Origin of the sequence: Halobacterium litoreum (assembly GCF_021233415.1) — an archaeon.
Classification (GTDB): Archaea; Halobacteriota; Halobacteria; order Halobacteriales; family Halobacteriaceae; genus Halobacterium; species Halobacterium litoreum.
Genome location: NZ_CP089466.1, coordinates 895,275 through 918,330 on the forward strand (window position 1 = coordinate 895,275; position 23,056 = coordinate 918,330).

27 protein-coding genes are annotated in these 23,056 nt (G+C 70.7%); 14 read left to right on the forward strand and 13 right to left on the reverse strand.

All coding sequences use genetic code 11. The features are described 5' to 3' along the window. Window positions 1-71 precede the first annotated feature (71 nt). The 4 genes from LT972_RS04965 to LT972_RS04980 all read left to right on the forward strand — a co-directional run bounded on the left by LT972_RS04965 (window position 72) and on the right by LT972_RS04980 (window position 5,339). Window positions 72-2,954, forward strand: a complete 2,883-nt coding sequence (locus tag LT972_RS04965) for an efflux RND transporter permease subunit (protein WP_332839500.1) — start codon at window positions 72-74, stop codon at window positions 2,952-2,954. Further along, window positions 2,951-3,703: a TrmB family transcriptional regulator gene (locus LT972_RS04970; RefSeq protein ID WP_232572093.1), complete on the forward strand. Its 753-nt coding sequence runs from the start codon at window positions 2,951-2,953 to the stop codon at window positions 3,701-3,703. Before LT972_RS04965 ends, LT972_RS04970 begins: the two co-directional genes overlap by 4 nt. A gap of 31 nt (window positions 3,704-3,734) precedes the next feature. Next, on the forward strand, window positions 3,735-4,160 hold the full coding sequence (locus LT972_RS04975; RefSeq protein WP_232572094.1) for a GNAT family N-acetyltransferase: 426 nt from the start codon (window positions 3,735-3,737) through the stop codon (window positions 4,158-4,160). Window positions 4,161-4,388: 228 nt separating this feature from the next. Continuing rightward, window positions 4,389-5,339 carry an AAA family ATPase gene (locus LT972_RS04980; protein WP_232572095.1) on the forward strand — a complete coding sequence of 317 codons (951 nt, stop codon included), beginning with the start codon at window positions 4,389-4,391 and terminating at the stop codon, window positions 5,337-5,339. A 30-nt stretch (window positions 5,340-5,369) separates the two neighbouring features. Here the strand turns inward: LT972_RS04980 and LT972_RS04985 are convergent, their stop codons facing one another. The 8 genes from LT972_RS04985 to LT972_RS05020 all read right to left on the reverse strand — a co-directional run bounded on the left by LT972_RS04985 (window position 5,370) and on the right by LT972_RS05020 (window position 12,914). Continuing rightward, window positions 5,370-5,636 (reverse strand): glutathione S-transferase N-terminal domain-containing protein, encoded by a 267-nt coding sequence (locus LT972_RS04985; RefSeq protein ID WP_232572096.1) that lies wholly within the window; start codon window positions 5,634-5,636, stop codon window positions 5,370-5,372. Continuing rightward, window positions 5,633-6,010, reverse strand: a complete 378-nt coding sequence (locus LT972_RS04990; RefSeq protein ID WP_232572097.1) for a hypothetical protein — start codon at window positions 6,008-6,010, stop codon at window positions 5,633-5,635. The genes LT972_RS04985 and LT972_RS04990 overlap by 4 nt, the downstream gene beginning before the upstream one ends. A 39-nt stretch (window positions 6,011-6,049) precedes the next feature. Then, window positions 6,050-7,564 carry a DUF7519 family protein gene (locus LT972_RS04995; RefSeq protein ID WP_232572098.1) on the reverse strand — a complete coding sequence of 505 codons (1,515 nt, stop codon included), beginning with the start codon at window positions 7,562-7,564 and terminating at the stop codon, window positions 6,050-6,052. Beyond that, window positions 7,561-8,928 carry a DUF58 domain-containing protein gene (locus LT972_RS05000; RefSeq protein ID WP_232572099.1) on the reverse strand — a complete coding sequence of 456 codons (1,368 nt, stop codon included), beginning with the start codon at window positions 8,926-8,928 and terminating at the stop codon, window positions 7,561-7,563. The genes LT972_RS04995 and LT972_RS05000 overlap by 4 nt, the downstream gene beginning before the upstream one ends. Further along, window positions 8,925-9,515: a DUF7269 family protein gene (locus LT972_RS05005; protein WP_232572100.1), complete on the reverse strand. Its 591-nt coding sequence runs from the start codon at window positions 9,513-9,515 to the stop codon at window positions 8,925-8,927. Before LT972_RS05005 ends, LT972_RS05000 begins: the two co-directional genes overlap by 4 nt. Then, complete coding sequence (locus tag LT972_RS05010) at window positions 9,512-12,055, reverse strand: transglutaminase domain-containing protein (RefSeq protein ID WP_232572101.1); 2,544 nt, start codon at window positions 12,053-12,055, stop codon at window positions 9,512-9,514. The genes LT972_RS05005 and LT972_RS05010 overlap by 4 nt, the downstream gene beginning before the upstream one ends. Before the next feature lie 62 nt (window positions 12,056-12,117). Next, on the reverse strand, window positions 12,118-12,327 hold the full coding sequence (locus LT972_RS05015; RefSeq protein WP_232572102.1) for a hypothetical protein: 210 nt from the start codon (window positions 12,325-12,327) through the stop codon (window positions 12,118-12,120). Then, window positions 12,327-12,914, reverse strand: coding sequence for an AsnC family transcriptional regulator (locus LT972_RS05020; RefSeq protein WP_232572103.1), 588 nt, complete (start codon window positions 12,912-12,914; stop codon window positions 12,327-12,329). Before LT972_RS05020 ends, LT972_RS05015 begins: the two co-directional genes overlap by 1 nt. Window positions 12,915-13,043: 129 nt before the next feature. Here LT972_RS05020 and LT972_RS05025 point away from each other — a divergent pair, with 129 nt between their 5' ends. Both LT972_RS05025 and msrA read left to right on the forward strand, forming a co-directional pair. Next, entirely contained in the window at window positions 13,044-13,241 is a 198-nt protein-coding gene (locus tag LT972_RS05025) for a heavy-metal-associated domain-containing protein (RefSeq protein ID WP_232572104.1), read from the forward strand. Between the two features lie 48 nt (window positions 13,242-13,289). Next, window positions 13,290-13,826 carry a peptide-methionine (S)-S-oxide reductase MsrA gene (gene msrA, locus LT972_RS05030; protein WP_232572105.1) on the forward strand — a complete coding sequence of 179 codons (537 nt, stop codon included), beginning with the start codon at window positions 13,290-13,292 and terminating at the stop codon, window positions 13,824-13,826. Window positions 13,827-13,876: 50 nt separating this feature from the next. Here msrA and LT972_RS05035 read toward each other — a convergent pair whose 3' ends face one another. Beyond that, complete coding sequence (locus LT972_RS05035) at window positions 13,877-15,040, reverse strand: hypothetical protein (protein ID WP_232572106.1); 1,164 nt, start codon at window positions 15,038-15,040, stop codon at window positions 13,877-13,879. 102 nt (window positions 15,041-15,142) lie between these two features. Then, complete coding sequence (locus LT972_RS05040; protein ID WP_232572107.1) at window positions 15,143-17,458, reverse strand: heavy metal translocating P-type ATPase; 2,316 nt, start codon at window positions 17,456-17,458, stop codon at window positions 15,143-15,145. A gap of 197 nt (window positions 17,459-17,655) precedes the next feature. Here LT972_RS05040 and LT972_RS05045 point away from each other — a divergent pair, with 197 nt between their 5' ends. Genes LT972_RS05045 through LT972_RS05055 form a run of 3 tightly spaced genes read left to right on the forward strand, consistent with a single transcriptional unit; the run spans window position 17,656 to window position 18,697 of the window. Then, window positions 17,656-18,117, forward strand: coding sequence for a pyridoxamine 5'-phosphate oxidase family protein (locus LT972_RS05045; RefSeq protein WP_232572108.1), 462 nt, complete (start codon window positions 17,656-17,658; stop codon window positions 18,115-18,117). 56 nt (window positions 18,118-18,173) lie between these two features. Then, complete coding sequence (locus LT972_RS05050) at window positions 18,174-18,401, forward strand: DUF2249 domain-containing protein (protein WP_232572109.1); 228 nt, start codon at window positions 18,174-18,176, stop codon at window positions 18,399-18,401. Continuing rightward, window positions 18,398-18,697, forward strand: a complete 300-nt coding sequence (locus tag LT972_RS05055) for a cupin domain-containing protein (protein ID WP_232572110.1) — start codon at window positions 18,398-18,400, stop codon at window positions 18,695-18,697. The genes LT972_RS05050 and LT972_RS05055 overlap by 4 nt, the downstream gene beginning before the upstream one ends. Window position 18,698: 1 nt before the next feature. Here LT972_RS05055 and LT972_RS05060 read toward each other — a convergent pair whose 3' ends face one another. Continuing rightward, the gene (locus LT972_RS05060; protein WP_232572111.1) at window positions 18,699-18,968 is read right to left on the reverse strand and encodes a DUF2249 domain-containing protein; all 270 of its coding nucleotides are present in this window, start codon (window positions 18,966-18,968) and stop codon (window positions 18,699-18,701) included. Between the two features lie 109 nt (window positions 18,969-19,077). On the opposite strand from LT972_RS05060, the gene LT972_RS05065 reads away from it, so the two are divergent. After that, the gene (locus tag LT972_RS05065; protein WP_232572112.1) at window positions 19,078-19,731 is read left to right on the forward strand and encodes a helix-turn-helix domain-containing protein; all 654 of its coding nucleotides are present in this window, start codon (window positions 19,078-19,080) and stop codon (window positions 19,729-19,731) included. Window positions 19,732-19,783: 52 nt separating this feature from the next. Continuing rightward, the gene (locus LT972_RS05070; protein WP_232572113.1) at window positions 19,784-21,106 is read left to right on the forward strand and encodes a heme-copper oxidase family protein; all 1,323 of its coding nucleotides are present in this window, start codon (window positions 19,784-19,786) and stop codon (window positions 21,104-21,106) included. Window positions 21,107-21,133: 27 nt separating this feature from the next. Here the strand turns inward: LT972_RS05070 and LT972_RS05075 are convergent, their stop codons facing one another. Next, window positions 21,134-21,436, reverse strand: a complete 303-nt coding sequence (locus tag LT972_RS05075) for a CGCGG family putative rSAM-modified RiPP protein (protein ID WP_232572114.1) — start codon at window positions 21,434-21,436, stop codon at window positions 21,134-21,136. Window positions 21,437-21,524: 88 nt separating this feature from the next. On the opposite strand from LT972_RS05075, the gene LT972_RS05080 reads away from it, so the two are divergent. From LT972_RS05080 to LT972_RS05090, 3 genes are read left to right on the forward strand one after another with little or no spacing between them, the layout of a single operon-like run. Beyond that, entirely contained in the window at window positions 21,525-22,061 is a 537-nt protein-coding gene (locus LT972_RS05080; RefSeq protein ID WP_232572115.1) for a hypothetical protein, read from the forward strand. Continuing rightward, a complete protein-coding gene (locus tag LT972_RS05085; protein ID WP_232572116.1) occupies window positions 22,061-22,228 on the forward strand; it encodes a hypothetical protein in 168 nt (55 codons plus the stop codon). The genes LT972_RS05080 and LT972_RS05085 overlap by 1 nt, the downstream gene beginning before the upstream one ends. Window positions 22,229-22,278: 50 nt before the next feature. Beyond that, window positions 22,279-22,503, forward strand: a complete 225-nt coding sequence (locus tag LT972_RS05090) for a DUF2249 domain-containing protein (protein WP_232572117.1) — start codon at window positions 22,279-22,281, stop codon at window positions 22,501-22,503. A gap of 30 nt (window positions 22,504-22,533) precedes the next feature. Here the strand turns inward: LT972_RS05090 and LT972_RS05095 are convergent, their stop codons facing one another. Next, window positions 22,534-22,992 (reverse strand): hypothetical protein, encoded by a 459-nt coding sequence (locus LT972_RS05095; protein WP_232572118.1) that lies wholly within the window; start codon window positions 22,990-22,992, stop codon window positions 22,534-22,536. Window positions 22,993-23,056: the final 64 nt, after the last annotated feature.

Consider the following 23,056-nt stretch of genomic DNA (forward strand, 5'->3'; position numbering starts at 1 on the left):
GGGTTGTGAGTAGGAGTCGAGAACAACCCTGTCAGTATGATACTACCAACAATACACGAGGGGTGGGTGGCGTGAGTCGCATCGAGGACTTCACGGCGCTCGTCACGAAACACAGCAAGGCCGCCATCGCGGTGATGCTGGTGTTGACCGTCGCGGTCGGCGCCGGCGCACCGATGGTCGACCAGTCGTCCTCGCTCGACCAGTTCCAGTCCGAGAGCGAGGCCTCGGAGAAACTCGCGTACATCGAGGACAACTTCCAGTCCGGCAACGAGAACGTCACGAGCGCCCAAATCATCGTCAGGGGCGACAACGTCCTCTCGAAGTCCGGGCTCGTGAGCGCACTCGAGTACGAGCGCGCCCTCTACGAGAACGAGACGGTCAACGAGACGCTCGTGGAGAGCAACGCCGTCAACGGCATCGCGAACGTCGTGGCGATTGCCTCCATCCAGGCCGAGGAGGGCCGGGAACTCCAAGCGCGCACCGCGACCCTCAACCGCACCGCGGAGGCGCTGTACGGCGAACTGACGTACCTCCGTCAGCACCCGAACGCGAGCGCCTCGGCGTCCTTCGAGTCGGTGCGCGCGAACACGTCGGTCGAACTGAACCGGACCGACGCCGCCATCTTCCAGCGCGCGACCGACCAACTGCGGAACGCCACCAGCCAGACGGAAGCGCAGCAGGCCTACCGGCTCGGCACGCGGGGCGTGCTCGCCGAGGAGTACCGCGAACTGCAGGTGGCAAGCGAGAACCTGCGCGCGAACGCGCAGAATGCCACGCTCGCCGAGCAAATCGCCCAGATAGAGTCGCTGAACGAGAGCGAAATCGACGCCGTGGTCGGGCAGGTCTTGAGCGCGAACGGCGGCAACGGCGGCAGCGGCCAGTCGCTGTTCGCGTTCATGCCGTCGGGCTACGAACCGGGTTCGACCGAGGCCGAGGCGACGATGCTCGTCGTCCAGCAGCGCACCGAGTCCGCCACTAACACCGGACAGGTGACGAACGACGCCATCATCGACGCCCAACTCGCGATGCAGGACATCGCCGAGGACCGCTCCCAGGAGTACCTCGTGTTCGGCGCGGGCATCATCACCGACGAGATCAACTCCTCGATGACCGACAGCCTGCTCATCGTCGGGCCGCTGGCCATCCTGTTCGTGTTCCTCGCGCTCGCCATCGCGTACCGGGACGTCCTCGACATCGTCCTCGGCCTGTTCGGCATCGGCGCCGTCCTGACGTGGACGTTCGGCTTCATGGGCTGGGCGGGCATCGCGTTCAACCAACTGTTCATCGCGGTGCCAGTGTTGCTCATCGGGCTGAGCATCGACTACGCGATACACATCTTCATGCGGCACCGCGAGGAGCGCCAGGACCCCGACACGCCGAGTTCGGTTCGCGGGTCGATGCGGGTCGCGCTCTCGGGCGTCGGCGTCGCGCTCGTCTGGGTGACCGCCACCACCGTCATCGGGTTCCTCTCGAATCTGACGAGCCCGGTGCCGCCGATTCAGGAGTTCGGCGTCGTGAGTTCCGTGGGTATCACCGCCGCGTTGCTCGTGTTCGGCGTGCTGATTCCCGCGCTGAAAGTCGAAATCGATGGCTTCCTCGAAGGCCGCGGCTGGGACCGCAAGAAGCGCGCGTTCGGCACCGGCGGCGGTCGCCTGGGGCAGGTGCTCGCCGTCGGGTCGACGGCAGCGCGTAAGGCGCCCGTCCTCGTGCTCGTCTTGACGCTCGTCGTGACCGCGGCGGGCGCGTACGGCGGGTCGCAGGTCGACACGTCGTTCAGCCAGGAGGACTTCCTCGCGGAGGACCCCTCGGGCTGGATGAAAGACCTCCCGGAGCCGTTCGCGCCGGGTGAGTACTCCGCGAAGGAGAACCTCGCGTACGTGAACGAGCGGTTCGTTCGCGAGGACTCGCAGGCCCAACTGCTGTTACAGGGGGCGGTAGAGAGCGACGCCGCCCTCGAGCAGGTGTACGCGGCCCGTCAGTCGGCCGCGGAGCAGAACGTGACGCGCCTGCTGCCGAACGGCCAGCCCGCGATTCAGGGGCCGCTGGCGGCGATGCAGTCCGTCGCGGCGCAAAACGAGACGTTCGCACAGACGTTCTCGGCGGCGGACACCGACGGTGACGGCGTCCCCGACCAGAACGTCACGGCGGTCTACGGCGCGTTCTACGACGCGGCGCCCCAGCAGGCCGAGCGCTACGTCCACCGGACCGAGTCCGGCGACGTCGAGGCGCTGCGCATGGTCGTGTCCATCGACGGCGGCGCGTCCGGCGGTGCCGTCACGACGGAGATGCGGAACGTGGCCGACGTCGCGTCGGCCAACGGCGTCGAGGTGACCGCGACCGGGCAGAGCATCCTGTTCAAAATCGTGCAGGACCAACTGCTGGAGACGGTCATCCAGAGCCTGCTCATCACCCTCGTCGCGGTGTTCGCGTTCCTGATGGTGACCTACCGGGTGACGGACGGGAGCGCGACGCTGGGGGCGGTGACGCTGCTCCCGGTGGTGTTCAGCGTGGCGTGGATTCTCGGCACGATGTACCTCGTGGGCATCCCGTTCAACATCCTCACGGGGATGATCACGAGCCTGACCGTCGGGCTCGGCGTGGCGTACAGCATTCACCTGAGCGAGCGCTACGTGCAGGAGTTAGAGCGCAACGACACGGTCTGGGAGGCGATGCGCACCGCCGTCACCGGCACGGGCGGCGCGCTCCTCGGGAGCGCGGCGACCACCGTCGGCGGGTTCGGCGTGCTGGCGTTCGCCATCCTGCCGCCGCTCCAGCAGTTCGGCATCATCACGGGGCTGACCATCATCTACGCGTTCCTCGCGAGCGTGCTCGTGTTGCCGACGCTGCTCGCGGTGTGGACGAAGTACTTCGGGCCGGAGTGGGCGAGCGCGGACTTCGGTGAGACCGCCGCGACGCCCGAGACCACGGACGGAGGGGTTAGAGAGGACCGATGAACGAGGACGACGCGGTGGACGCACTGAAGCGCCTCGGCCTCACGACGTACGAGGCCCGGGTGTTCGTCGCGCTCCAGAAACTCGGTACGGGCTCCGCGAGCGAGGTCGCCGACATCGCGGACGTGCCCCGGTCGCAGGTGTACGGCGCGGCCGACGACCTCGAAGAGCGCGGGCTCGTGGACGTCGAGCAGTCGAACCCGACGCGGTACCGGCCGGTCGACGTCGACGAGGCCCGGGAGCGGCTCTACCGCCAACTGGAGTCCGAGAGCGACGCGGCGTTCGACTACCTCGACTCGGTCCGGGAGGAGTACGGCACCGCCGACGAGCAAAGCGAGTCCATCTGGACGGTGCGCGGCGAGTCGAACGTCGTGTCGCGGGCCGCCCAGTTGGTTTCGGCGGCCGACGAGCGCGTCGTCTACGGGACCGACGACACGGCGCGCCTCGAACCCGCGGTGCGGGACGCACTCGAAGCCGCGGCCGACGCCGACGTCGAGGTCACCGTCGTCAGCGAGAACGACGACGTGCTCGACGTGGCGGACGACCTCGGCGCGCTCCCGGTGTCGGTCTGCCACCAGCCGACGCCGGAGATGGGCGCGGCGCGCGTGGTGATGGCCGACGACGACGCCGTGCTCGTGAGCGTGCTCGGCGACGACGGCGCGGAGACCGCGTTCTGGAGTCGCGGCACGGCGTTCGCGTCGATGCTGTCGTCGCTGCTCGGGCAGTTCGTCGCCGCGCAGGAAGACCAGTAAGCGGTTTCCCCGTCCGTTCCCTTCTTCGGGTATGCGAGTGGTTCGCGCCGACACCGACGAGCGATACGAAGACGCGCTCGCGGTCCGATTCGACGTGTTCGTCGCCGAGCAGGGCGTCCCCGAGGAACTGGAGGTCGACGACCACGAGGACGAAGCCGTCCACTTCGTCGCGTACGACGACGGCGACCCCGTGGGGGCGGCGCGCCTCCGCGAGTACGAACCGGACGTCGGGAAAGTCGAGCGCGTCGCCGTCCGCGAGTCCCGGCGCGGCGAGGGATGGGGCGGGGCGCTGATGGACGCCGTCGAGGACGCCGCGGGCGAGCGCTACGACGAGCTGTTCTTGCACGCCCAACTGCCCGTCGAGGAGTTCTACGCGGACCGAGGGTACGAGCGCGAGGGCGAGGAGTTCGAGGAGGCGGGCATCCCGCACGTCGCGATGCGGAAGCGTCTCCCGTAGCCTTCGCGGGGGGGTGGAGGACCGAACGGGGACGAGATACTGACAACCGAGGGGGCGTGCGCTGAGCCGGTGGGCACGCCGGTAGACGGCTAGCGCGCCATCCAATTAACTGTGTCCAGAAGCGAGATTCACAAACAGAGTTGACACGTATCGGACGGGGGCGCTCGTGGCGCCGAACCGACGAGTAGACGACAGGTACAAGGAACGTCGCGGCGTCTCGACGGTCGAATGGACGTCGACACTGCCGCCCAGACGTGTACCGACGTTGTCGACGCGGTGAGCGAGGCGGTCGTCACCGACCGCGAGTTCCTCGAAACCGTGCTCTCCGGCGCGCTCGCCCGGGGCCACGTCCTCCTGGAGGACGTGCCCGGAACCGGGAAGACGCTGACCGCGCGCAGCCTCGCGACCGCGCTCGGCCTGGAGTTCACCCGCATCCAGTTCACGCCCGACCTCCTCCCCGCCGACATCACCGGCTCGCACGTCTACGACGCCGCGACCGAATCGTTCACGTTCAACCGCGGCCCCGTGTTCGCGAACGTGGTGCTCGCGGACGAAATCAATCGCGCGCCGCCGAAGACCCAGGCCGCGCTCCTCGAAGCGATGGAGGAGGGACAGGTGAGCGTCGACGGCGAGACGCGCCAACTCCCCGACCCCTTCTTCGTCATCGCGACGCAGAACCCCGTCGAGCAGGAGGGGACGTTCCGCCTCCCCGAGGCCCAGCGCGACCGGTTCGCGGTGAAGGCGGGCATCGGCTACCCGAACCGGGTGGGGGAACGCGAACTCATCGACCGGCGCGCCGACCGCACCGCCACCACGCCCGAAGTCTCGCAGGTCGTCCCGGACGACGCGCTCCGGAACCTCCAGACCGTCCCGGAGACCGTCTCCGTCGCTGACGGCGTGCGCGACTACGTCGTCGACGTCGGTCGCGCCACCCGCGAGGACGACCGCGTCGACGTCGGCGTGAGCCCCCGCGGCACCCAGCGCCTCTTCGAGGTGGCGCGCGCTCGCGCCGTCCTCCACGGCCGCGAGTACGTCGCCCCCGAGGACGTGAAACGCGTCGCGCGCCCCGTGCTCGTCCACCGCCTCGTCTTGACGGGCGAGGCCACCGTCGAGCAGACCGACCCCGCGGACGTCGTCGCGGACGTGCTCGACCGCGTCGAGGTCCCCGCTGTCTCGTAATCCCGGCCCGTCTCTCCCGTCGAGAATCAGTTACTCGCCGTACGTCTCCCGCAGGTACGCCACGATGTCGCTGCTCTCGTGCATCCCGGTGACGCCCTGCGCCGGGTCGACGAGCACCGGCACCTCGGACTGCCCGCTGATTTCTCGTACTTCGTCGCGCCGGAACTGGAAGAAGGAGACCCGGCGGGTGTCGTAGTCGAGACCGAGTTCGCCGAGGACGCATTTCACTTTCCGGCAGTACGGGCAGAACGGCTGGACGTACAGCACGCGCCCGTCGCCCGATTCGCCGGTCGTCATCTGAGCGTCTCCTCGACGGCGTCGAGGACGGGCGAGACGTTCGACACGTCGCCGTCGAGGCCGACGAACACGGTCGGCGCCGCCTCGTAGCCGAGCACCACGACGTTCACGCCGTCGTCGTACACTTCGACGGTACACCGAAGCGGCCCGACCGGGTCGTGGAGCGTCTCCTTCCGGTCGGCCGACAGCACGTCCAACACCACTTCGTCCACCACGTCGTCGACGTGGCCGGGCTCGTAGCCGTCGAGTGCGTCCTCGCTCGCGTACGCTATCGTGTAGTCCCGCTCCCGGAAATCTCCGTAGAACACGCCTCTGAGGCCGTCTCCTGCCCGCGATTCGAGCCGGTCGACGAGCGCCTCGATTCGGTCGTCCATCCCGAGCGACCAAGGACTGAAACCCAATAAATACCCGCGTCACTCGGCGAGCGCGGCGACGAGCGCCGCGAGCCCGAGGCCGGCGACGACCAGCGCGGCGAGCGCCGCCGTCGCGGACGGCGCGCCGAGTCCGCGAGTCGCGCCGTACAGCGTCTTCGCGCCGTAGTACGCCAGCACACCGACGCCGACGCTCGCGGCGACGTGGACGAGTTCGACTCGGGCCGTGCGGGCGTCCCGCCCGAGTTCGGCGGCGAGGCCGACGCCGTACTCGCCGGCGTCCCAGACGACCATCCCGGCGGCGACGAGGCCGAACACGAACCCGGCGTTGGCGTTCTGGACGCCCGCGACGGCGCCCGCGAGCACGAGGCCGGCGGCGGCGACGGCGGCCGGCGCCCCGCGCTGTGGAACCGCGCGAATCCGGCCGAGCGCGGCGAACGCGAGCAGGAGCGTCGCGAGCGCCGCAATCGGGACGACCAGGCCGGCGAGCGCGAGCGCCTGCTCGCCGAACACGCGCACGACGTTGTCGAAGACCTCCTGTCCCTGCTCGGGGAGCGCGGCGCGCGCTCGCCCGACGATTCGGCCCGCGAACACGAGGCCGACGGTCGCCGCGAGCACGCCGCCGCCAGCCGTGGGCGCGACCCGTCGCAGGCTCTCCTCGCGGTCGCCGGTGACGAGTCGTCCGACCCGCAGCACGGCGTACGTGACCAGTGACGCGCCGACCGTCGCGAGCATCAGGACGCGAACGGCGCCCGAGGACGCGAGCGCGCCGACGAGCGAGACGACTGCGTCGGGCGTCTGCTCGACGACGCGGTCGGCGAACCCGGACAGCAGGGCGAACAGCGCCACCGTCCACGACAGCGCGAACAGTCGCCAGACGGACAGCGACGCGACGACGACCCGACTCTCGGCGCGCGCGACGGCGTCGCGACGGTGCCGGGGTGCGAGTTCGACGAGCGGCGCGGCGGAGACGCCGGACGCCAGCGCGCGCGCCGTCACCGCGAGCACCACGAAGAACACCACCACGTCGATGGGGCCGCCGGTCGGCGTGACGGCGATACGGCCGACCAGCCCCGCCGCGTCCCCCACGTCACCGAGCGCGCCGGTCTCGGCGTTCAGGCTGGTGACGGCGGCGGCGACCGCGGCGACGAACGGGAGGACGGTGGTCGCGGCGACGACGGAGAACGCGCGCCCGACCGCGCCGCCGCCGACGCCGCCGGTGAATGCGGCGACGGCGCCGAATCCGGCGGCGGCGAACGCGAGCATCGCGAACGGGTCGAGCAGGCCGTCGAGGAGCGGGAGGTCGGCGAGCGAGAGGCCGGCGGCCGCGAACACCGCGGCGCCGCCGGCGGGCGCGAGGACGGACGCCGCGAACACGGCGAGCGGTTCCTCTCGGCTGGCGAGACCGGTCGCAACCGCGAGGACGCCGCCGCCGAACGCGGCGAGGAGCGCGAGCGTGCCGTAGATTCCAGTGGCGTCCTCGACGGCGAACGCGACGACCGCGATGACGGCGACGCCCGCGACGAGCGTCGGGCGGCGAACGGTCGCGGCGCTCATCGCTGCCCCTCCTCGACGGCCGTGGTGGTGCGAGCGACGGCGCTCGCGAGCGACTCGCCGGGCGTCCAGTCGACGACCTGTGCGCTGGTCGCGTCGAGGTCGCCGAGCGCGAGCGCGCGGTCCGCGGCAGCGAGCGTCCGGCCTGGCGTGTCCGTCGCGGTCACGTCCGGGGAGAGCGCGGTGACGCGGTGGCCGTCCGCGAGCAGGCGACGGGTCACCGCGACCGGGAAGTCGTCGAGTGCGGGCGAACACACGACCACCTGCGTTCCCGACGGGAGCAGGTCGGCGAGGCGGTGGACGCGCGCGTCGTCCTCGGTCGCGTCGTCCAGCCACGCGTTTCCGCCGTCGGCGGCCGCCTGCGCCGTCTGCTCTGGCGGTTCGGGCGCGTCGTCTTCGGTGGGCTCCGATGACTCGCCCTCGTCGCTCTCGACGGCGGCGTCGAGTACCGTCGCGAGGCGCGCGTGGTGGGCGTCGCCGTTCCCCGGCGGCACCCACGCCGGGTCGCTCCCGGCGCCCTCGCCGACACCGAACGCCGCGAGGCCGACCTGGTGGCCGGCGCCCTCCAGCGGACGGACGGCCTGCGCCGCGGCGTACGCGGACAGCGACGCGCCCGACGGCGTGCCGCTGCGCGCGGCCACGTCACAGGCGTCGCGGGCGTCGACGACGAGCACGACCGCGGCGGACCGGCGCTCTCGGTAGTTCACGGTGGAGAGTTCGCCGGTCTTCGCGTACCGCCGCCAGTTGATGCGCGCGACGGGGTCGCCGTGCTGGTAGTCCCGCGTCGAGTGGAACTCGATGCCGGGGCCGCCCGTGTCCGTCGGTAGCTGGCCAGAGTGCGCGGTGGTCTGCCGGCGCAGCGGGATGTCGGCCACCGAGACCCGGCAGTGCAGCACGTCCGCGCCGTCCGCGGCGACTGAGTCGGTTCGCTCGACGGCGGCGCCCGCGCCCCGGACGCGGACGGTCGGCGCGTCGAACGGGAACTGCCCGCGGTCCGCGACCACGGTGTACGAGAACGTCGCCGTCTCGCCCGCAGGGAGCGCGAACCCGCCCGTCGTCGCGCCGTCGACCACGCGCAGGCCGTCGGGCGCGCCGTCCGCGACTCGCACGTCCGGGAACACCGTCTCGCTCGCGTTCTCCACCGTGACGGTGACCGTGACGCGGTCGCCGGGGAGCGGCGACTCCTTCGAGAGCGTCCGCGAGACGCGCAGGTCGCCCGCGTCACCGGGCGTCGACAGCGCGCCGTAGACGACGAACGCGAGCGGAATCGCGGCGGCGACGAACAGCGACTGCTGGCCGCTCGCGACGCCTGCGCCGGCGAGCGCGAGCGTCGCCAGCAGCGCGCCGCCGAACCGGGACGCGGTCACTGCGACCCCTCCGTGGCGAGCGCGTGGACGGCGTTTGTGGCCCGCTCCGCGCGACGCTCGAACGCGCGGTCCGGGTGGAGCCACCCCCGCAAGCGCTCCCGGAGCGGGAGTCTCGGTGCGCGCTCGTCGCCGACGAACGCCGCCGCAATCGGGTCGCGCGTCCACGCTCCCGAACCGACGGCGTCCGCGGCCTCGCCGTCGTCGACGTTCCGGGTGCAGGCGTAGGCGCGAATCGCGGTTCTTCGGACGCGCTGTCGGACGCTCGCCTTCGCGTCCCGCGTGCGGACGGCGCGGCGGCCGTCAGTCGCGCGCTCGATGGCGTCGTCGACGGCCGCACCCGGGTCGCGGGCGTCTGCCGCTTCCGGAGGCTCCGAGAGGCGTCGGTCCTCGTCTGGCCCGTCCCGGTTCCGGCGCTGGCGGAGCGCGTATCCGACGAGTCCCGCGCCGAGCACGCCCGTCGCGAGCGTCGCGTCGAGTCCCGTCACCGGGCCGGTGACCGACGGCGGGAGCGCGCCGACCCCGACGCCGGCGGCGACCGCGACCGCCGCCACGCCGACCGCCGCGAACGCGGTGCGAAAGCGCGTCACTGCTCTCCCTCCTCCTCGTCGTCGGACTGGAGCGAGTCGAGCGCGCGTTCGGCCTCTTCGGCGCGCGCGTCCTCGTCGCTGCCGCCGTACGCGGCGTCACGGAACGCCGTCGTGAGCGCGTACACCGGGCGCTCCGGGAAGCCGCGGCCGACGGCCTCGCGGGCGACCTCGGCCGGCGTCTTCGTCCGCCAGTCCCGGACGCCGACGACGGCGACGAAGCGCCGCCACAGCGACGCGAGCCGGCCCCTGTCGGCATTCTCGGCGGCGTCTTCGATGTCGTCACGGGACGCCTCTCTCGCGGCAGCCGCGATGCCCGCGAGCCACGCGCGAACGTCCGGCAGGCGGGCGCGGCCGGGGAGCGACGCGAGCCACGACAGCACCTCCCGCCACCCCTCGTCGGCGGCCGCCCGGAACTCCGCGACGAGGTCGTCCATCGCGTCCGCGACGCCGACGAGCGCCTCCACGACGCCCGAGGCGACTTCGCGGACCGCGTACCGGACGCCCGCGATAACGCCCGCGAGCGTGATGCCGCGTCTGCGCGCGACGGCGGCGACGCCCGCCAGCGAGCCGACCGCCGCGAGCACGCCGAGCGCGAGCGACGGGAGCACGCCGTCCACGTACGTCGTCGCCTCCTTCCCGCTCGCCGTCGCGGCCACCGACGGCGTGCGCGAGAGCGGCACGTCGAATCTGATTTTCCCGTTCTCGTCGGTGAATCCGACGGTCTCGCCGTTCAGCGTGACCGGCGCGCCGGTCACGGCCTCGCCGCCCGAGGTGACCCGGGCCGTGGCTTTCGTGGACGGGAACGGCGCGACCAGCGATGGCGACACCGACACCGAGAGGTCGTCGAGCGGGTACGTCGTCGTGCGCGTCAGGTTCCCGCGGCTCGCGGTCAGTTCCACGACGCCGCTCGCGTCCGGCGGAATCGTCACGGGAATCGTCCCGTTCGGCCCCGTCCGGCCCTGCGGTTCGCCCGCCACGGAGACGCTCGCGTTCGCGAACTCCCGGCCCTCGATTGTCACCGAGACGGGCAGGTCGTCGCCCGCTTCGACGTCGCCGTCGAACTGGAAGCGCACGTTCGCCGCCACGTCGAACTCCCGCGTCGTCCCCGTTTCGTTGGTCGTAGACTGGTCGGTCTGTGCGGCCGCGACGCCGAACCCGAGTGCGGCCGTCGCGTTGTCGTCGACCGGTGTCAACTCGTGGCCGTCGTCGTCGACGGGCCTGACGGTGACGTTCACCGAGTCGGCGTACGGCACGCGGAACTGCGCGAGGCCGTCCTCGTCCGTCGTCGCGACGCGCTCGCCGTTCACGAACACCGCCGCGTTCGACGCCGGCGTGCCCGCGGTCGTCACCTCGGTGGTCACCGTCTCGCCGGGCACCAGCGACTCGTTGACGCTGATGCGGTAGGTCGGCGACCCCTCGGCGAGGCGTTCGTCGGCGGCCTGCCGGGGCGCGGTCGGCGTCGGGTCGAAGCGCACCCACCCGTAGTTCTCGAAGTAGACCTCGACCCACGCGTGGGCGTCCGCACCCCGGACGAGGTAGCGGTCCTCGCCGACGCGCTCGCCGGCCGTGTAGCCGACCACGTACCGAGCCGGGACGTCCTGCGAGCGAAGCATCACGGTCATCGCTGTCGCGAAGTTCTCGCAGTAGCCGTTCTCCTGCTCGAAGACGAACTGGTCGGCGACGCTGTCGCCGGGTTTCGGGACGTCCGTCAGGGAGTACGTCTTCTCGGCTTCGAGGTACTCCTCGACTGCCTTCGCGGCGTCGTAGCGGTTGTCCGCGTCGCCGACGACGCGGGCCGCGAGTTGCTCCATGCGGTCGGTCGTGTCGATGGACGTGTACTGCGTCGACGCGATGCTCCCGCGGACGCGCACCTCCCGGAGCAGACTCGGGTCCGACACCGGCGACAGCGTCTCGAGGGCGTACTCGCCGCCCGCGCCGAGCGCCGGGGTCGCGCGGATGCCGGTCGTGTCGGTCGCCGACACCGACACCCCACACGTCTCCCCGTCCGGGCAGTCGTGGTTCACGCCGATGGGTCGCCACGGCGTCGGGAGCGCCGTCGCGGGGCGCCGCAACACGACGTCGTGTGTCTCCCGCTCGCGCTCGCCCGACAGGCGGCCCGGCTGGATGGTGTTCACGTCGCTTCGCTCCCAGCCGTTGCCCGTGTAGTCGACGTACGCGCCCGTTCGCCAGTACGTCGGGCCGTCGGTCCGCCCGACGAAGTGCGGCGTCGCCGCGTCGCGTTGGGCTTCCTGCGAGACGGGGCCGCCGACGTCGGTCGCGTCGCCGAGGCGGAGCGCGCCGAGGCCGCTCGTGCCCTCGACTCGCGGCTGCTGGTTCCGGTCGAGGAGGTCACGGAGCGGTTCGAAGCCCCGGAGGAACCCCGGCACGTCGCTCGGCGCGCTCGGCGAGTCCACGTCCGCGAGCGGCGTCTGGCCGGCGAGCACCGGCGCGGCCGCGGCGGACGTGACGAGCGCGAGAACGGCGACGACGGCGAGGAGGGCGCGGCGGGCGTCGGGACCGTCGGACGGGGCGTCACTCATCACGTCCGTGTTGGCCGGCGCGACACGTATATGATTCGGACACTACAGTCGCCGTCGAACCGTCACTCGAACTCGCGGCGCCCGGACGCCACGAGGACGGCTTGCGCGAACGCGACGGCGGCGAGCGAGACCGCGAGGAGGAACACGGGCGCCGCGAGCAGGCGCGCCGTCCGGTACGGCAACACGAGGCGGCTGAACCCCAACACGACGAAACTCGCCACGACGGCGGCGAGCGCCGCGAACGACAGCGTGACGAAGCGACTCCGGTCCATCACGCGTCGGCGTCGAGGCGTTCGTAGCGCTCCTCGAAGCGCGCGAGACACGACCCACAGCAGAAGTGGTGGCGCTCTCCGCCGATTGTCGCCGTCTCGCCCTCGCTGGTGACGGTGTTCCCGCACTCGTCGCAGGCGAGCGCGAACTCCGCGCCGACGCTCGGGCGCCACGACGACTCCGACAGCAGCGTCACGTCGTACGCCCGCACGCCGTCGAGGTCGACGGTGTCGGCGACCCACTCGCGGACGTCCTCGGCGGGGACGCGCGCCGACACCACCACGTCGCCGTCCGCCGTCACGAACACGTGCTCGACTTCGTCGGCGGCCGCGAGCGCGTCCCGGGCGCCGTCGGTCGAACCGGGTTCCGGCGTCACCTCCACGAGGACGGGCGTCCCGCCGCGCAGTTGGCTCCGGTCGACGTCCACGGTGAACCGCTTCACGACGCCGCTCTCGCGGAGGTTCGCGACGCGGTCCGAGACCGCGGGCGCCGAGAGCCCGACGTCGTCGGCGATGTCGCTGTACGGCCGTCGCGCGTCTGCCGCGAGCAGTTCCAGAATCCGGCGGTCGGTCTCGTCGAGGTCGGTCACGACCGAGCGTTCGCCCCCGGAACGCAAAGTCGTTTCGCGGCGACGCGCCACATTCCAAACGCAACCGCGGAACTCACCCACCGAGCCGAAGCCGAAACTGCATTATCGCCCCTGACCGGACGTGCGGACGTGACGCAGACGATTACCGTTCGAGGAATGAGTTGTGGCGGCTGCGAACAACACGTCGAGGACGCGCTCGCGGGCGTCGACGGCGTGGCGTCGGCGACCGCCGACCGCGACGCAGAGACGGCGACCGTGGAGGGCGACGCGGATGCGGCCGCGCTCGTCGCGGCCGTCGAGGACGCCGGCTACGAGGCGTCGGCGTGAGTCGTCGCGCCCGGTGGCGTTAACCGGGGCGCGCGCCTACCCGCGAGTATGGCGACACAGACCGCGACGTTCGGCGGCGGCTGTTTCTGGTGTATCGAGGCGGCGTTCGAGGAGTTGGCGGGCGTCACCGACGTGACCTCCGGCTACGCTGGCGGCGACACCGTCGACCCGACGTACCGCGAGGTGTGCTCTGGGACGACCGGCCACGCGGAGGTCGTGCAGGTCGAGTACGACGACGGCGAACTCGCGTTCGAGGACTTACTGGAGGTCTTTTTCACGGTCCACGACCCGACGACAGAGGACCGAGAGGGGCCGGACGTCGGCTCCCAGTACCGGTCGATTATCCTCTATCACGACGACGACCAGCGTGAGCGCACCGAGGCGTTCGTCGACGAACTGGAGTCAGCGGGCGCGTACGACGACCCCATCGTCACCGAAATCGAGCCGCTGCGGTCGTTCTACCGCGCCGAGGAGAAACACCAGAACTACTTCGAGAAGAACCCGAGTCAGGCGTACTGCACGGTGAACGTCGCGCCGAAGGTGTCGAAGGTGCGCGAGCAGTTCGCCGACCGCGTGAAACAGTAGTCCCGCGACGAGCGCGTGACGGCGGGCGGTGTCCGCTGTACGGGCTTCTCTTACTCGTCCTCGAACGTCTGGATGCCCGTCGCCAGCCGATAGTAGACGTTCTCCGAGCCGCCAGTGAGGCCCGCGGACCCGAAGGTGTACTCGCCGCGGGTGGGTTCGTCGTGGAGCGCGAACGACGACGCGCTCCCGTCCGCGCCCGCCGTCACGTAGACGGCGTCGCCGGGTTCGAGGGACGCGTCGAGCGTGATCGTCCCCTCGATGTCACCGCGACTGGGTCGCCCGGCCAGCGTGCGCTCCTCGCTCCCGACCACGTCGAAGGACGTGTCCGCCGGAAGGGCCGTCCCGCCGGTGTTCCGAATCTCGACCGCCTGCCCGCCCTCGACTATCGACAGCGAGAGCTGGGGGAGGTCGCCGACCCACGACGGCGGCCCGGACCACTCCACGTCGGTGTCGACAGTTATCGACGCCTCGGTCTGCACCGTTTCACCGTCGCTCTCCGTGGTGTGGGACGCGTCGACCTCGTGGACGACGCCCTCGGGCGTCACGAGGACCGTGCCCTCGTACGCCGCGTAGAAGCCGCTTCTGTCCTGTGAGACCTCGTCGGCGCTGAGTTGGACGAACGTCTGACCGCCGCGTTCGACGGTGCCGTTGACGCTGTAGTTCCCGCTCGCGAGTTGGCGGCTGAGGCTGTCACGTGGGCCGGCCGTGCTATCCTGCGTCCACGCGCTGACGCCTCTGGTGTTGTTCTGATAGACTCGGTACACCGTCTCGTCGTCGACGGTGACTCTGGAGTAGCCGTGCGAACCCGTCGCGTAGAACTGCTCGGTCGTTCGCACTCCGTCGCTCGTGCGGTTGAAGACGCTGTAGTATGGCGTTCCGTCCGCGCTCCGCACGTAGCGGCGGACGCCGTTCTCGCTCTGGCTGTCCCACTCGACAGTGAACGCGGACGCTCGGTTTGCCGTCGCCTCGAAGTGCGCGTCGACGAGCGCGGAGGCGTTGACGAGCGTGCCGTTGTCGGCGACGCCCGGCGGGTACTGCTCGACGCTGGCGTTCGGCGACCACGTCTCCGTCGGAGGCGTCGTGGTGGCGTCAGTCGGCGTGTCGCCGGTCGTCGTGGCCGTACTCGTCGGATTCGCCCCGCCGCTACAGCCGGCGGTGACGAGGAGGAGGGCGGCGCAGACGGCGAGCGCCGCGCGTCGTGTCGGGGGCCTCATACGATGAACCAATCACGTGGAGCGGTAAAAGTAACGTGGCCGATTGGTCCTCTCCGCCACTCCATCTTGCGGTTCCGTCGACGAACCCGACCGCAGCGACCGCTACTCGCCGAGGTCGGGTTTCACGCGCGAGAGCCGCATCGCGTTCGCGGTGACGGCGGTGGTCATCCCGGCGTCGCCGACGAGCACGGCGACCCAGATGGGGACGAAGCCCAGCGGGACGCCCGCCGCGAGCACGGCTTTCGCGCCGAGACTCGTCCAGACGTTCTGCCGGATGACGCCGTTCGCGCGGTTCGAGAGGTCGTAGAGGTACGGCAGGCGCGTGAGGTCGTCGCCCATCAACGCGATGTCGGCGGTTTCGAGGGCGGTGTCAGTGCCGGCCGCGCCCATCGCGACACCGACGGTGGCGGTAGCGAGCGCGGGCGCGTCGTTGACGCCGTCGCCGACCATCGCCACGGCGTCGAACTCGTCGGTGAGTTCCTCGACGGCTTCGACCTTCTGCTCGGGGAGCAGTTCCGCGCGGAAGTCGTCGACGCCGACCTGTTCGGCGATGGCGCGCGCGGTGCGCTCGTTGTCGCCGGTGAGCATCACGGTGCGCTCGACGCCCAACTCGCGTAGGCGCCGGATTGCGGCGGCGGCCTCTGGGCGCACCTCGTCGGCGACTGCAATCACGCCCTCGAGTTCCTCGTCGGTGCCGACGAGCACAACTGTTTTTCCCTCGGATTGGAGACGGGGAACCACGTCTTCGAGGAGGTCCAGGCAGTCGTTGCGCTCGCAGAGGTTCCGGGATTTCTGGGTGACGACGCCGCCGTCCGTGGTCGCGTGGACGTGCGAGAGGTCGAACCCCAGATTCTCGAAGTAGCCCGGTTTCCCGGCGTAGTGCCGTTCGCCCGCGAGGTCGGCGGTGACGCCCTTTCCGGTGACGCTCTCGAAGTCGGTCACGTCGCGCGCCTGAACGTCGCGCTCGGCGGCCTCCGAGACGATGGCGTCACCGATGGGGTGTTCGCTGCGCGCTTCGAGGCCGCGCGCACAGCGCAGGACGTCGTCCTCGCTGTTCCCGTTCAGGGGCACCACGTCGGTGACGGTGAGTTCGCCCTTCGTGAGCGTCCCCGTCTTGTCGAGCGCGACGGCGTCCACCTCGCCCATCGCTTCGAGGTGGTTCCCGCCCTTCACGAGCACGCCGTTCTTCGCGGCGCTCGTGACGCCGGAGACGACCGAGACGGGCGTCGAGATGACGAACGCGCAGGGACACGCGAGCACGAACAGCGTGAGTCCCCGGAGAATCCACGTCGGCCACGCGCCGCCGAGCAGGAGCGGCGGGACGGTGCCGACGAGAATCCCCGCGGTGACGACCAGCGGCGTGTAGTACGACGCGAAGCGCTCGACGAACTGCTCGCGCTCGGTCTGGTTGGCCTGCGCGTCCTCGACCATCTCGACGATGCGCGAGAGCGTGTTCTCGGTCGACTCGGCGGTCACCTCGACTTCGAGGTAGCCCTCCTCGTTGATGGTGCCCGCGTACACCTCGTCGCCACCGACCTTGTCGACGGGCACGCTCTCGCCCGTGATGGGCGCCTGATTCACGGCGCTCTCGCCCGCGACGACGGCGCCGTCCATCGGAATCTTCTCGCCGGGCCGCACCACCACGACGTCACCGACTTCGACGTCCTCGACGGGGATGGTCGTCTCCTCCCCGTCTCTGCGGACCGTCGCCTCGTCCGGCGACAGTTCCATCAGTTCCTCGAGGGAGTTCCGTGCGCGGTCCATCGAGTAGCGTTCGAGCAGTTCGGAGACGCTGAAGAGGAAGGCCAGCGTCGCGGCCTCGAAGTAGAGGCGCTCACCGAACGCGACGCTCGCCGCGACGGCGCCGATGATGGCGACGCTCATCAGGAGGTCGATGTCGAGGTTCAGGTTCCGCGCGGAGTAGTAGCCGCCGCGGACGATTGCCTGCCCGCCGACGACGATGCCCGCGAGGAAGAAGGCGTCCGCGACCAACACCTCGGTGCCGAGAACCTCGGCGACGGCGACGTTGTTCGCGTGCAGGAAGAACTCGAAGAGGAAGCCGAGCGCGACGAACACGCCGCTCGCCCACGTCTTCATCGCTCGCGTGCTCGTCCAGACCGACTCGCCGTCGGTGTCGTGGCTGTGACCGTGGTCGTCCTCGCTGTCCGGGCGGTCGGCCACCTCGTAGCCGGCGTTCTCGACGGCGGCCACGAGCGCGTCTACGTCGGTTCGCGCGGGGTCGTAAGTCACCGTGAGTTTCCCCGTCGTCGGCTGGGGGTCCGAATCGAGGACGCCCTCGACCTTGTCCAGACTGGATTCGACTTTCCCAGCACAGGACGGACAGTCCATCTCGGGGACGGCGAACGCGACGACCGTCTCGCCGTCGCGGGCGTCCCGGGCGGCCGATGAATCACTCATTAGTGGAGGCTAGCCCGCCACCAGTTATTAATTCGGCTGTTATCGAGGCCGTGTTAGCTGCGTGTTTCTAATAAATCACGGCGCCTGTTTTGTTAATCCGCCGCCGTGCGGCCCGTGAGCACGGAGCGCTCGTTCCCAGATTCTCGGAAGTCTGCGCGCCCTCTTCCCCCTGCACTGTCAAGGACACGGTACCGAACATGTCCGACGCGCGCTCACAGCGGCCGCCCGACGACGAGGACGGCATCGAGATGTCGCCCGCCGCCCTCGACGACTTCCTCGAAACCGCCGGTGACGGCGTGCTCACGCTCCACGCGGACGAACCGTACTCGTTTCCCGTCTCGTTCGGGTACGACGTCGCGACCGGTCGGTGCGTCCTCCAGTTGGTGTCCGCGCCCGACAGCGCGAAGCGTGCGCTCCTCGACGACGAGGCCGACGCGACGCTCGTCGCCTACGAGTGGACCGCCCCCGACGACTGGCGGAGCGTCGTCGTCTCGGGCGAACTCGCCCGCGTCCCCGACGACGGCGCCGCCCACGACGTGTACGCAGAGCAAGCGACGCCCGTCGGGATGAGCGTCTTCGGCACGGGCGCGCAGAACCTCGACGTGGAGTGGTACGAACTCGACGCCGCGTCCCGGTCGGGTCGCCGGAGTCCCCGGTAGTAGCCGAACACGTTCGGGGAAACTGGCGTAGCGGTGAGGCGGGAAGACCCACTCGCATGCCGACACTCGACGTCCGCGACGTGCCGCCGTCGGACCGCCACCCCCAGATACACACCGTCTTCGAGGACATGGACGAGGGGGAGACCCTCGAACTGGTGAACGACCACGACCCGAAGCCGCTGTTCTACGAGATGCAGGCCGAGCGCGACGCCTTCGACGCCGACGGCTACGAGGTCGAACGGCGAGGCCCGGACGAGTTCGTGGCGTTCTTCCCGAAGGAATGACGCCGACGGTCACCGACCTCGGCGCGCTGACCGACGAACCGCACGCGCGTCCGTTCCCCGGCGAGGAACCGAAGACGGTTCGGCTCTCGCTCGACGCGGGCGAGTCGGTGCCCGCCCACCGACACCCCGACCGCGTGGTCGTCTGTCACGTCTACGAGGGCGAACTGGACGTGACGCTCGGGGACGACACGGTCACTGTCTCGACCGGCGAGGTGGCGCGCTTCGACGGCGCGCAGGACATCTCGCCGCGCGCCGCCGAGGAAAGCGAGGCGCTGCTCGTGCTCGCGGAGAAGTGAGTCAGTCGCGCCAAATCGCGGTGACCACGCAGTCCCCGCAGTCCGCGCTCTCGAACTCGTAGCCGCGCTCACGGAGTTTCGGGTAGAGGTGCTGTGGCGCGCGGTCGTTGACCTGCACGAGCACCGCGTCCCCCAACTCGGAGAGCGTCTCCAGCGTCTCCACGAGCGGCTCCGGCGGGCCGAGTTCGCGCACGTCCAGGCGCTCTCGCGGTCGGTCCGTCGGGGCGTCGGTCGCGGCGAGCGCGTCCTCCACGTCGGTGCTGGCGGCCATAGATACCCCTTCGACGCGCGCCGCCGCCACCGTTTTCCCGAACGCGTTCGACCGAACATGTTCGGGAAAGTCGCTTCCGAGTGGGGCCGCTACACTCGAACATATTCCCATGGCCCGCGCCCAACTCACCATCGACCTCCCCGAGGACGTGTGGATTTCCCGCATCTCGACGGCCCACCCGGAGACGCTGTTCCGCGTGCTCGCGGCGTTCCCCGACGGCGACACCGGCGTCGCGCTGCTGGAACTCACCGGCGCGAACGTCGTGGAGTCCCTGCGGGGGATGCACGAGGCCGAGTCGGTCGTCGACCTCGAACCGCTCGAACGAAACGACGACTCCGTGCTCGTCCAGTTCGAGACCGACGAACCGCTGTTGCTCGCGTCGATGCAGGCCGCCGGCCTCCCGCTCGAACCGCCCGTCGAAGTGACCGACGGGAAGGCGAGCCTCGAAGTCACCGCGCCCCACGCCAAACTCTCCGCGCTCCGCGACCAACTCGACGCCTTCGGGATGGAGTTCGACGTCGGCTACCTCTACGAGTCCGGGGACTCCGAGCGCCTGCTCACGCCCCGCCAGCAGGAACTCCTCGTCGAAGCCATCGAGGCCGGCTACTACGACACGCCGCGGGACTGCACGCTCACCGAACTCGCGGACCGCGTCGACACCGCCAAATCCACGCTCAGCGAGACGCTCCACCGCGCCGAGGAGACCGCCATCAAGCAGTTTGCCACGAACCTCCCCGAGTTCGCCGACGCCGACCTCGCCTGACCCGAACACGTTCGGCGGAACCGACAGCCCGAGTCGCGCCCTCGCTCCCCACATGAGCGCAGTCCCCGGCGGCCTCTCGACGGACCAGCAGCCCCCGATGACGATTCCGCTGCGGTACTTCCTCGTCGGGCTCGGCTTCCTGCTCGCGGGCGGCGCCGTCGGCCTCCGCGCGCTTGTCGCTCCTCCTTCCGGTCTCGCCGGCCTCGCGCACGTCCACCTCCTGCTCGTCGGCTGGGTGTGTCTCACCATCGCCGGCGCGATGACGCAGTTCGTCCCCGTCTGGTCGAACGTTCCCCTGCACTCCCGCCGACTCGCGAACGCCACGCTCGCGCTGTTCGTCGTCGGCGTCGCCGGCCTCGCGTGGGCGTTCTACACCGCCAGACCGCACTGGATTCACGGCTTCGGCGGCGTCCTCCTCGCCGGCGTCTGGGCGTTCGTCTACAACCTCGGGCGCACGCTCGCCGCCGCCCGCCCGTTCGACGCGACGGAAGCCCACTTCGCGTTCGCACTCGCCTGCTTCGCCGTCGTCGCGCCCCTCGGCTTCGCCCTCGCGATGGACTTCACGACGCCCCTGCTCCCGTTCGCCGGCGTCTCCCGCCCGCAGGTCGTCGCCGCGCACGCCACGCTCGCTGTCTTCGGCGCGATACTCGCCACCGTCCTCGGCGCGCTCTACCAGCTCGGCACGATGTTCACGCAGACGGACCTGCACGGCGTCGACCGCCACCTCGCAAGAATCGAGTACGGCTACCCGGTCGGCGTCGTCGCGCTCGCCGCCGGTCGCCTGCTCGCCGTCCGCGGCCTCGCGCTCGCCGGCGGCCTCCTCGTCGCGGCCGGCGCGCTCGCGTTCGCCGCGATTCTCGCGCGCAAACTGTCCGAATCGCAGGTCCAGCGCACGCCGATGCTCTCCCGGTACGCCGTCGTCGCCGCCGGCCTCGCCGCGTGGAGCGTCCTCGCCGGCGTCGCGTGGCTCCGCGACCCGCTCGCGCCCGCCGCGCGCTTCGGCCCCGCGAGCGCGCCCCACCTCCTGTTCGTCGGCGTCGTCGGCTTCGTCGTCGCCGGGTCGCTGTACCACGTCGTCCCGTTCGTCGTCTGGGAGCACCGCTACAGCGACCGCATCGGCTTCGAACCCGTCCCCTCGATAGACGGCCTCTACGACGGTCGCGTGGCCGCGCTGGATTTCTGGCTCCTCGCCGCGGGGGGCCTCGCGCTGACGCTCTCGCGCGCCGACCTCCTGCCCGAATCGGCGGCGCTCGCGGGCGGCGGCCTGCTCGCCGCGGGCTTCCTCGCGTTCGCCGCAAATCTCGCGGGCGTGGTCTGGAAGCACGGCCGCGTCCTCCCGAACTGGGCGACGGGACGCGCGGAGAACGCGGACTAGCCGACGTAGACGCGCGGGGAACGCGGGTTAACTGACGTGGACGCGTGTGACGTGCCCGCCACAGCCACACTGCTCGACGTACTCCCAGTCCACGTCGTCGCCGAACGCGTCGGCGAGCGCGTCGTAGAGGTAGTCCTCGGGGTGCCCGCTCTCGCCGTGCGTGACGAGGTTGACGTGGTAGCCGGGCGCCGTCTTCCGGACGGCGTCGAGGGCGTCCGCGACGACGCGCTCCCGGTCGCCGGCGTGCTCGGGGTGTTCGAGGTTCGCGGACCACGAGTTCTCGTGAACCTCGTCGGGTACTTCCTCGGCGGCGTGCGCGTGCTCGGACATACTGAATGCTGGGCGCCCGACGCGCGAGAGTCGTTCCCCGAACACGTTCGGGGCCACGCATAGCCGCGCCGCGCGCGTCGTCTCGGGTATGTTCGGCTCCAGCGACGACGCGCTCGCCCCCGCCGGCGAGTTCGACCCCGATTTGCTCCCGACGCCCGGCCCGCGTCTCGCCGACCACGACGTGCTCGCCGGCGACGACCACGTCGCGTTCCACCGCCTCACCCGAGAGCTATTCGAGGAGCGCGGTGTCTACGACGTGACATTCGGCTACAACCTCGCCGACCTGAACCGCGACACGCGACACGCGGACGCGGGCTACCGGTACGCCGAGGAAGCCGACGACCCCGGCGTGCTCCGCGCGGCGTTCACGCCGACGACGCCGTTCTGCCCGCAGAGCCACTCGCTGACCGTCGGGTCGTTCCGCGCGTGGAACGCGCTCCGCGAGCGCCACGACTACCGTCTCGTCCGCGTTCGCGTCGCCGAAACTCACCAGCGAAGCGACGCCATCAACGACGCGCTCCGCGACCTCGGCGAGGCGTTCGCGGCGACCGGCGAACTCCCCGACCCGGACGACGCGGGCGGCGAGACGACCGGCGCTGGCGCCGGCGCGGGTGCGCCGTTCTGATGACGCTGGCTCGCGTCCTCGCGGCCCGGCGCCTCGAACTGTTCGCCGTCGCACTCGCGTCAGCAGGGGCGTTCGTCGCCGAGGGACCGAGCGCCGTACCGGTCGCCGCTGTCGTCGGGTTCTTCGCCGCGAAGTCCGCCGAGAGCCTGCGGCGCGCCGCGGCGTGACGAACACGTTCGGGGGAAGGGGTTGGGGCAGACGCCGCCAACGTCGGCGCATGCCAGCCGACCCCGACGTGCGACTCGACGCGCGCACAATCGACGGCGAACCGTTCGGCGACATCGTCGACGCCCTCGACGACCTCGGGCCCGAGGAGACGCTCCTGCTCGTCAACGGCTTCGAACCGGAGCCGCTGTACGGCGTGCTCGAAGAGCGAGGGTTCGACTACGAGACGGAACGCGCCGGCAACGAGTGGCGCGTCTACGTCACGCGCGCCGAGTAGCGCCCGACTCGCTCGCTGGTGGCCGACGCGTCACGACTCGTGTCGGCTCCAGAGGACCGTGGCGTACGCCGACGCGGCGACCACCGACGCCATCAGCGCGAGCAGGACGGCGAACGCGAGGTAGCCGACCGCGGGGTCCGAGTACGGGCCGATGACGTCCTGTGGCGGTTCGACGGCCCACGGGCTGACGTGGAAGTACGCGAGCATCCCCGCGCTGAACGCGAAGAACCACGCCCAGTAGCGCGCGCCGGCGCGGTCGGTCGCGGTCAGGTAGAGGCTGATTGCGACCAGCGGGTAGATGGCGAGGCTGTACGTGAAGGGGTTGACGGCGCCGGTGAGCGGCCATCCGACGTGGTTCCCGCGGACGACGTGGTCGACGTGGTGGGCGGCCCCCAGCAGAGTCGGTATCGCGGCGAACACGTAGAACAGCGGTCGCAGACTCGTGCCCTCCGTCCGCAGACTGGACGGGAGGCGGCTCTCGATGTCCATGCGCCACAGTTCGCCCGCATCGGATTCAGCGTTTTCCCGACGTGTTGGTGTCGGGTCACCTTTC

Excerpts from the sequence above, each read along its gene's own strand:
- LT972_RS04970 (WP_232572093.1), top strand. The coding sequence starts at position 2,951 with ATGAACGAGGACGACGCGGTGGACGCACTGAAGCGCCTCGGCCTCACG.
- LT972_RS04975 (WP_232572094.1), top strand. The coding sequence starts at position 3,735 with ATGCGAGTGGTTCGCGCCGACACCGACGAGCGATACGAAGACGCGCTC.
- LT972_RS04980 (WP_232572095.1), top strand. The coding sequence starts at position 4,389 with ATGGACGTCGACACTGCCGCCCAGACGTGTACCGACGTTGTCGACGCG.
- LT972_RS04985 (WP_232572096.1), bottom strand. The coding sequence starts at position 5,636 with ATGACGACCGGCGAATCGGGCGACGGGCGCGTGCTGTACGTCCAGCCG.
- LT972_RS04990 (WP_232572097.1), bottom strand. The coding sequence starts at position 6,010 with ATGGACGACCGAATCGAGGCGCTCGTCGACCGGCTCGAATCGCGGGCA.
- LT972_RS04995 (WP_232572098.1), bottom strand. The coding sequence starts at position 7,564 with ATGAGCGCCGCGACCGTTCGCCGCCCGACGCTCGTCGCGGGCGTCGCC.
- LT972_RS05010 (WP_232572101.1), bottom strand. The coding sequence starts at position 12,055 with ATGAGTGACGCCCCGTCCGACGGTCCCGACGCCCGCCGCGCCCTCCTC.
- LT972_RS05015 (WP_232572102.1), bottom strand. The coding sequence starts at position 12,327 with ATGGACCGGAGTCGCTTCGTCACGCTGTCGTTCGCGGCGCTCGCCGCC.
- msrA (WP_232572105.1), top strand. The coding sequence starts at position 13,290 with ATGGCGACACAGACCGCGACGTTCGGCGGCGGCTGTTTCTGGTGTATC.
- LT972_RS05035 (WP_232572106.1), bottom strand. The coding sequence starts at position 15,040 with ATGAGGCCCCCGACACGACGCGCGGCGCTCGCCGTCTGCGCCGCCCTC.
- LT972_RS05040 (WP_232572107.1), bottom strand. The coding sequence starts at position 17,458 with ATGAGTGATTCATCGGCCGCCCGGGACGCCCGCGACGGCGAGACGGTC.
- LT972_RS05045 (WP_232572108.1), top strand. The coding sequence starts at position 17,656 with ATGTCCGACGCGCGCTCACAGCGGCCGCCCGACGACGAGGACGGCATC.
- LT972_RS05050 (WP_232572109.1), top strand. The coding sequence starts at position 18,174 with ATGCCGACACTCGACGTCCGCGACGTGCCGCCGTCGGACCGCCACCCC.
- LT972_RS05055 (WP_232572110.1), top strand. The coding sequence starts at position 18,398 with ATGACGCCGACGGTCACCGACCTCGGCGCGCTGACCGACGAACCGCAC.
- LT972_RS05060 (WP_232572111.1), bottom strand. The coding sequence starts at position 18,968 with ATGGCCGCCAGCACCGACGTGGAGGACGCGCTCGCCGCGACCGACGCC.
- LT972_RS05065 (WP_232572112.1), top strand. The coding sequence starts at position 19,078 with ATGGCCCGCGCCCAACTCACCATCGACCTCCCCGAGGACGTGTGGATT.
- LT972_RS05070 (WP_232572113.1), top strand. The coding sequence starts at position 19,784 with ATGAGCGCAGTCCCCGGCGGCCTCTCGACGGACCAGCAGCCCCCGATG.
- LT972_RS05075 (WP_232572114.1), bottom strand. The coding sequence starts at position 21,436 with ATGTCCGAGCACGCGCACGCCGCCGAGGAAGTACCCGACGAGGTTCAC.
- LT972_RS05080 (WP_232572115.1), top strand. The coding sequence starts at position 21,525 with ATGTTCGGCTCCAGCGACGACGCGCTCGCCCCCGCCGGCGAGTTCGAC.
- LT972_RS05085 (WP_232572116.1), top strand. The coding sequence starts at position 22,061 with ATGACGCTGGCTCGCGTCCTCGCGGCCCGGCGCCTCGAACTGTTCGCC.
- LT972_RS05090 (WP_232572117.1), top strand. The coding sequence starts at position 22,279 with ATGCCAGCCGACCCCGACGTGCGACTCGACGCGCGCACAATCGACGGC.
- LT972_RS05095 (WP_232572118.1), bottom strand. The coding sequence starts at position 22,992 with ATGGACATCGAGAGCCGCCTCCCGTCCAGTCTGCGGACGGAGGGCACG.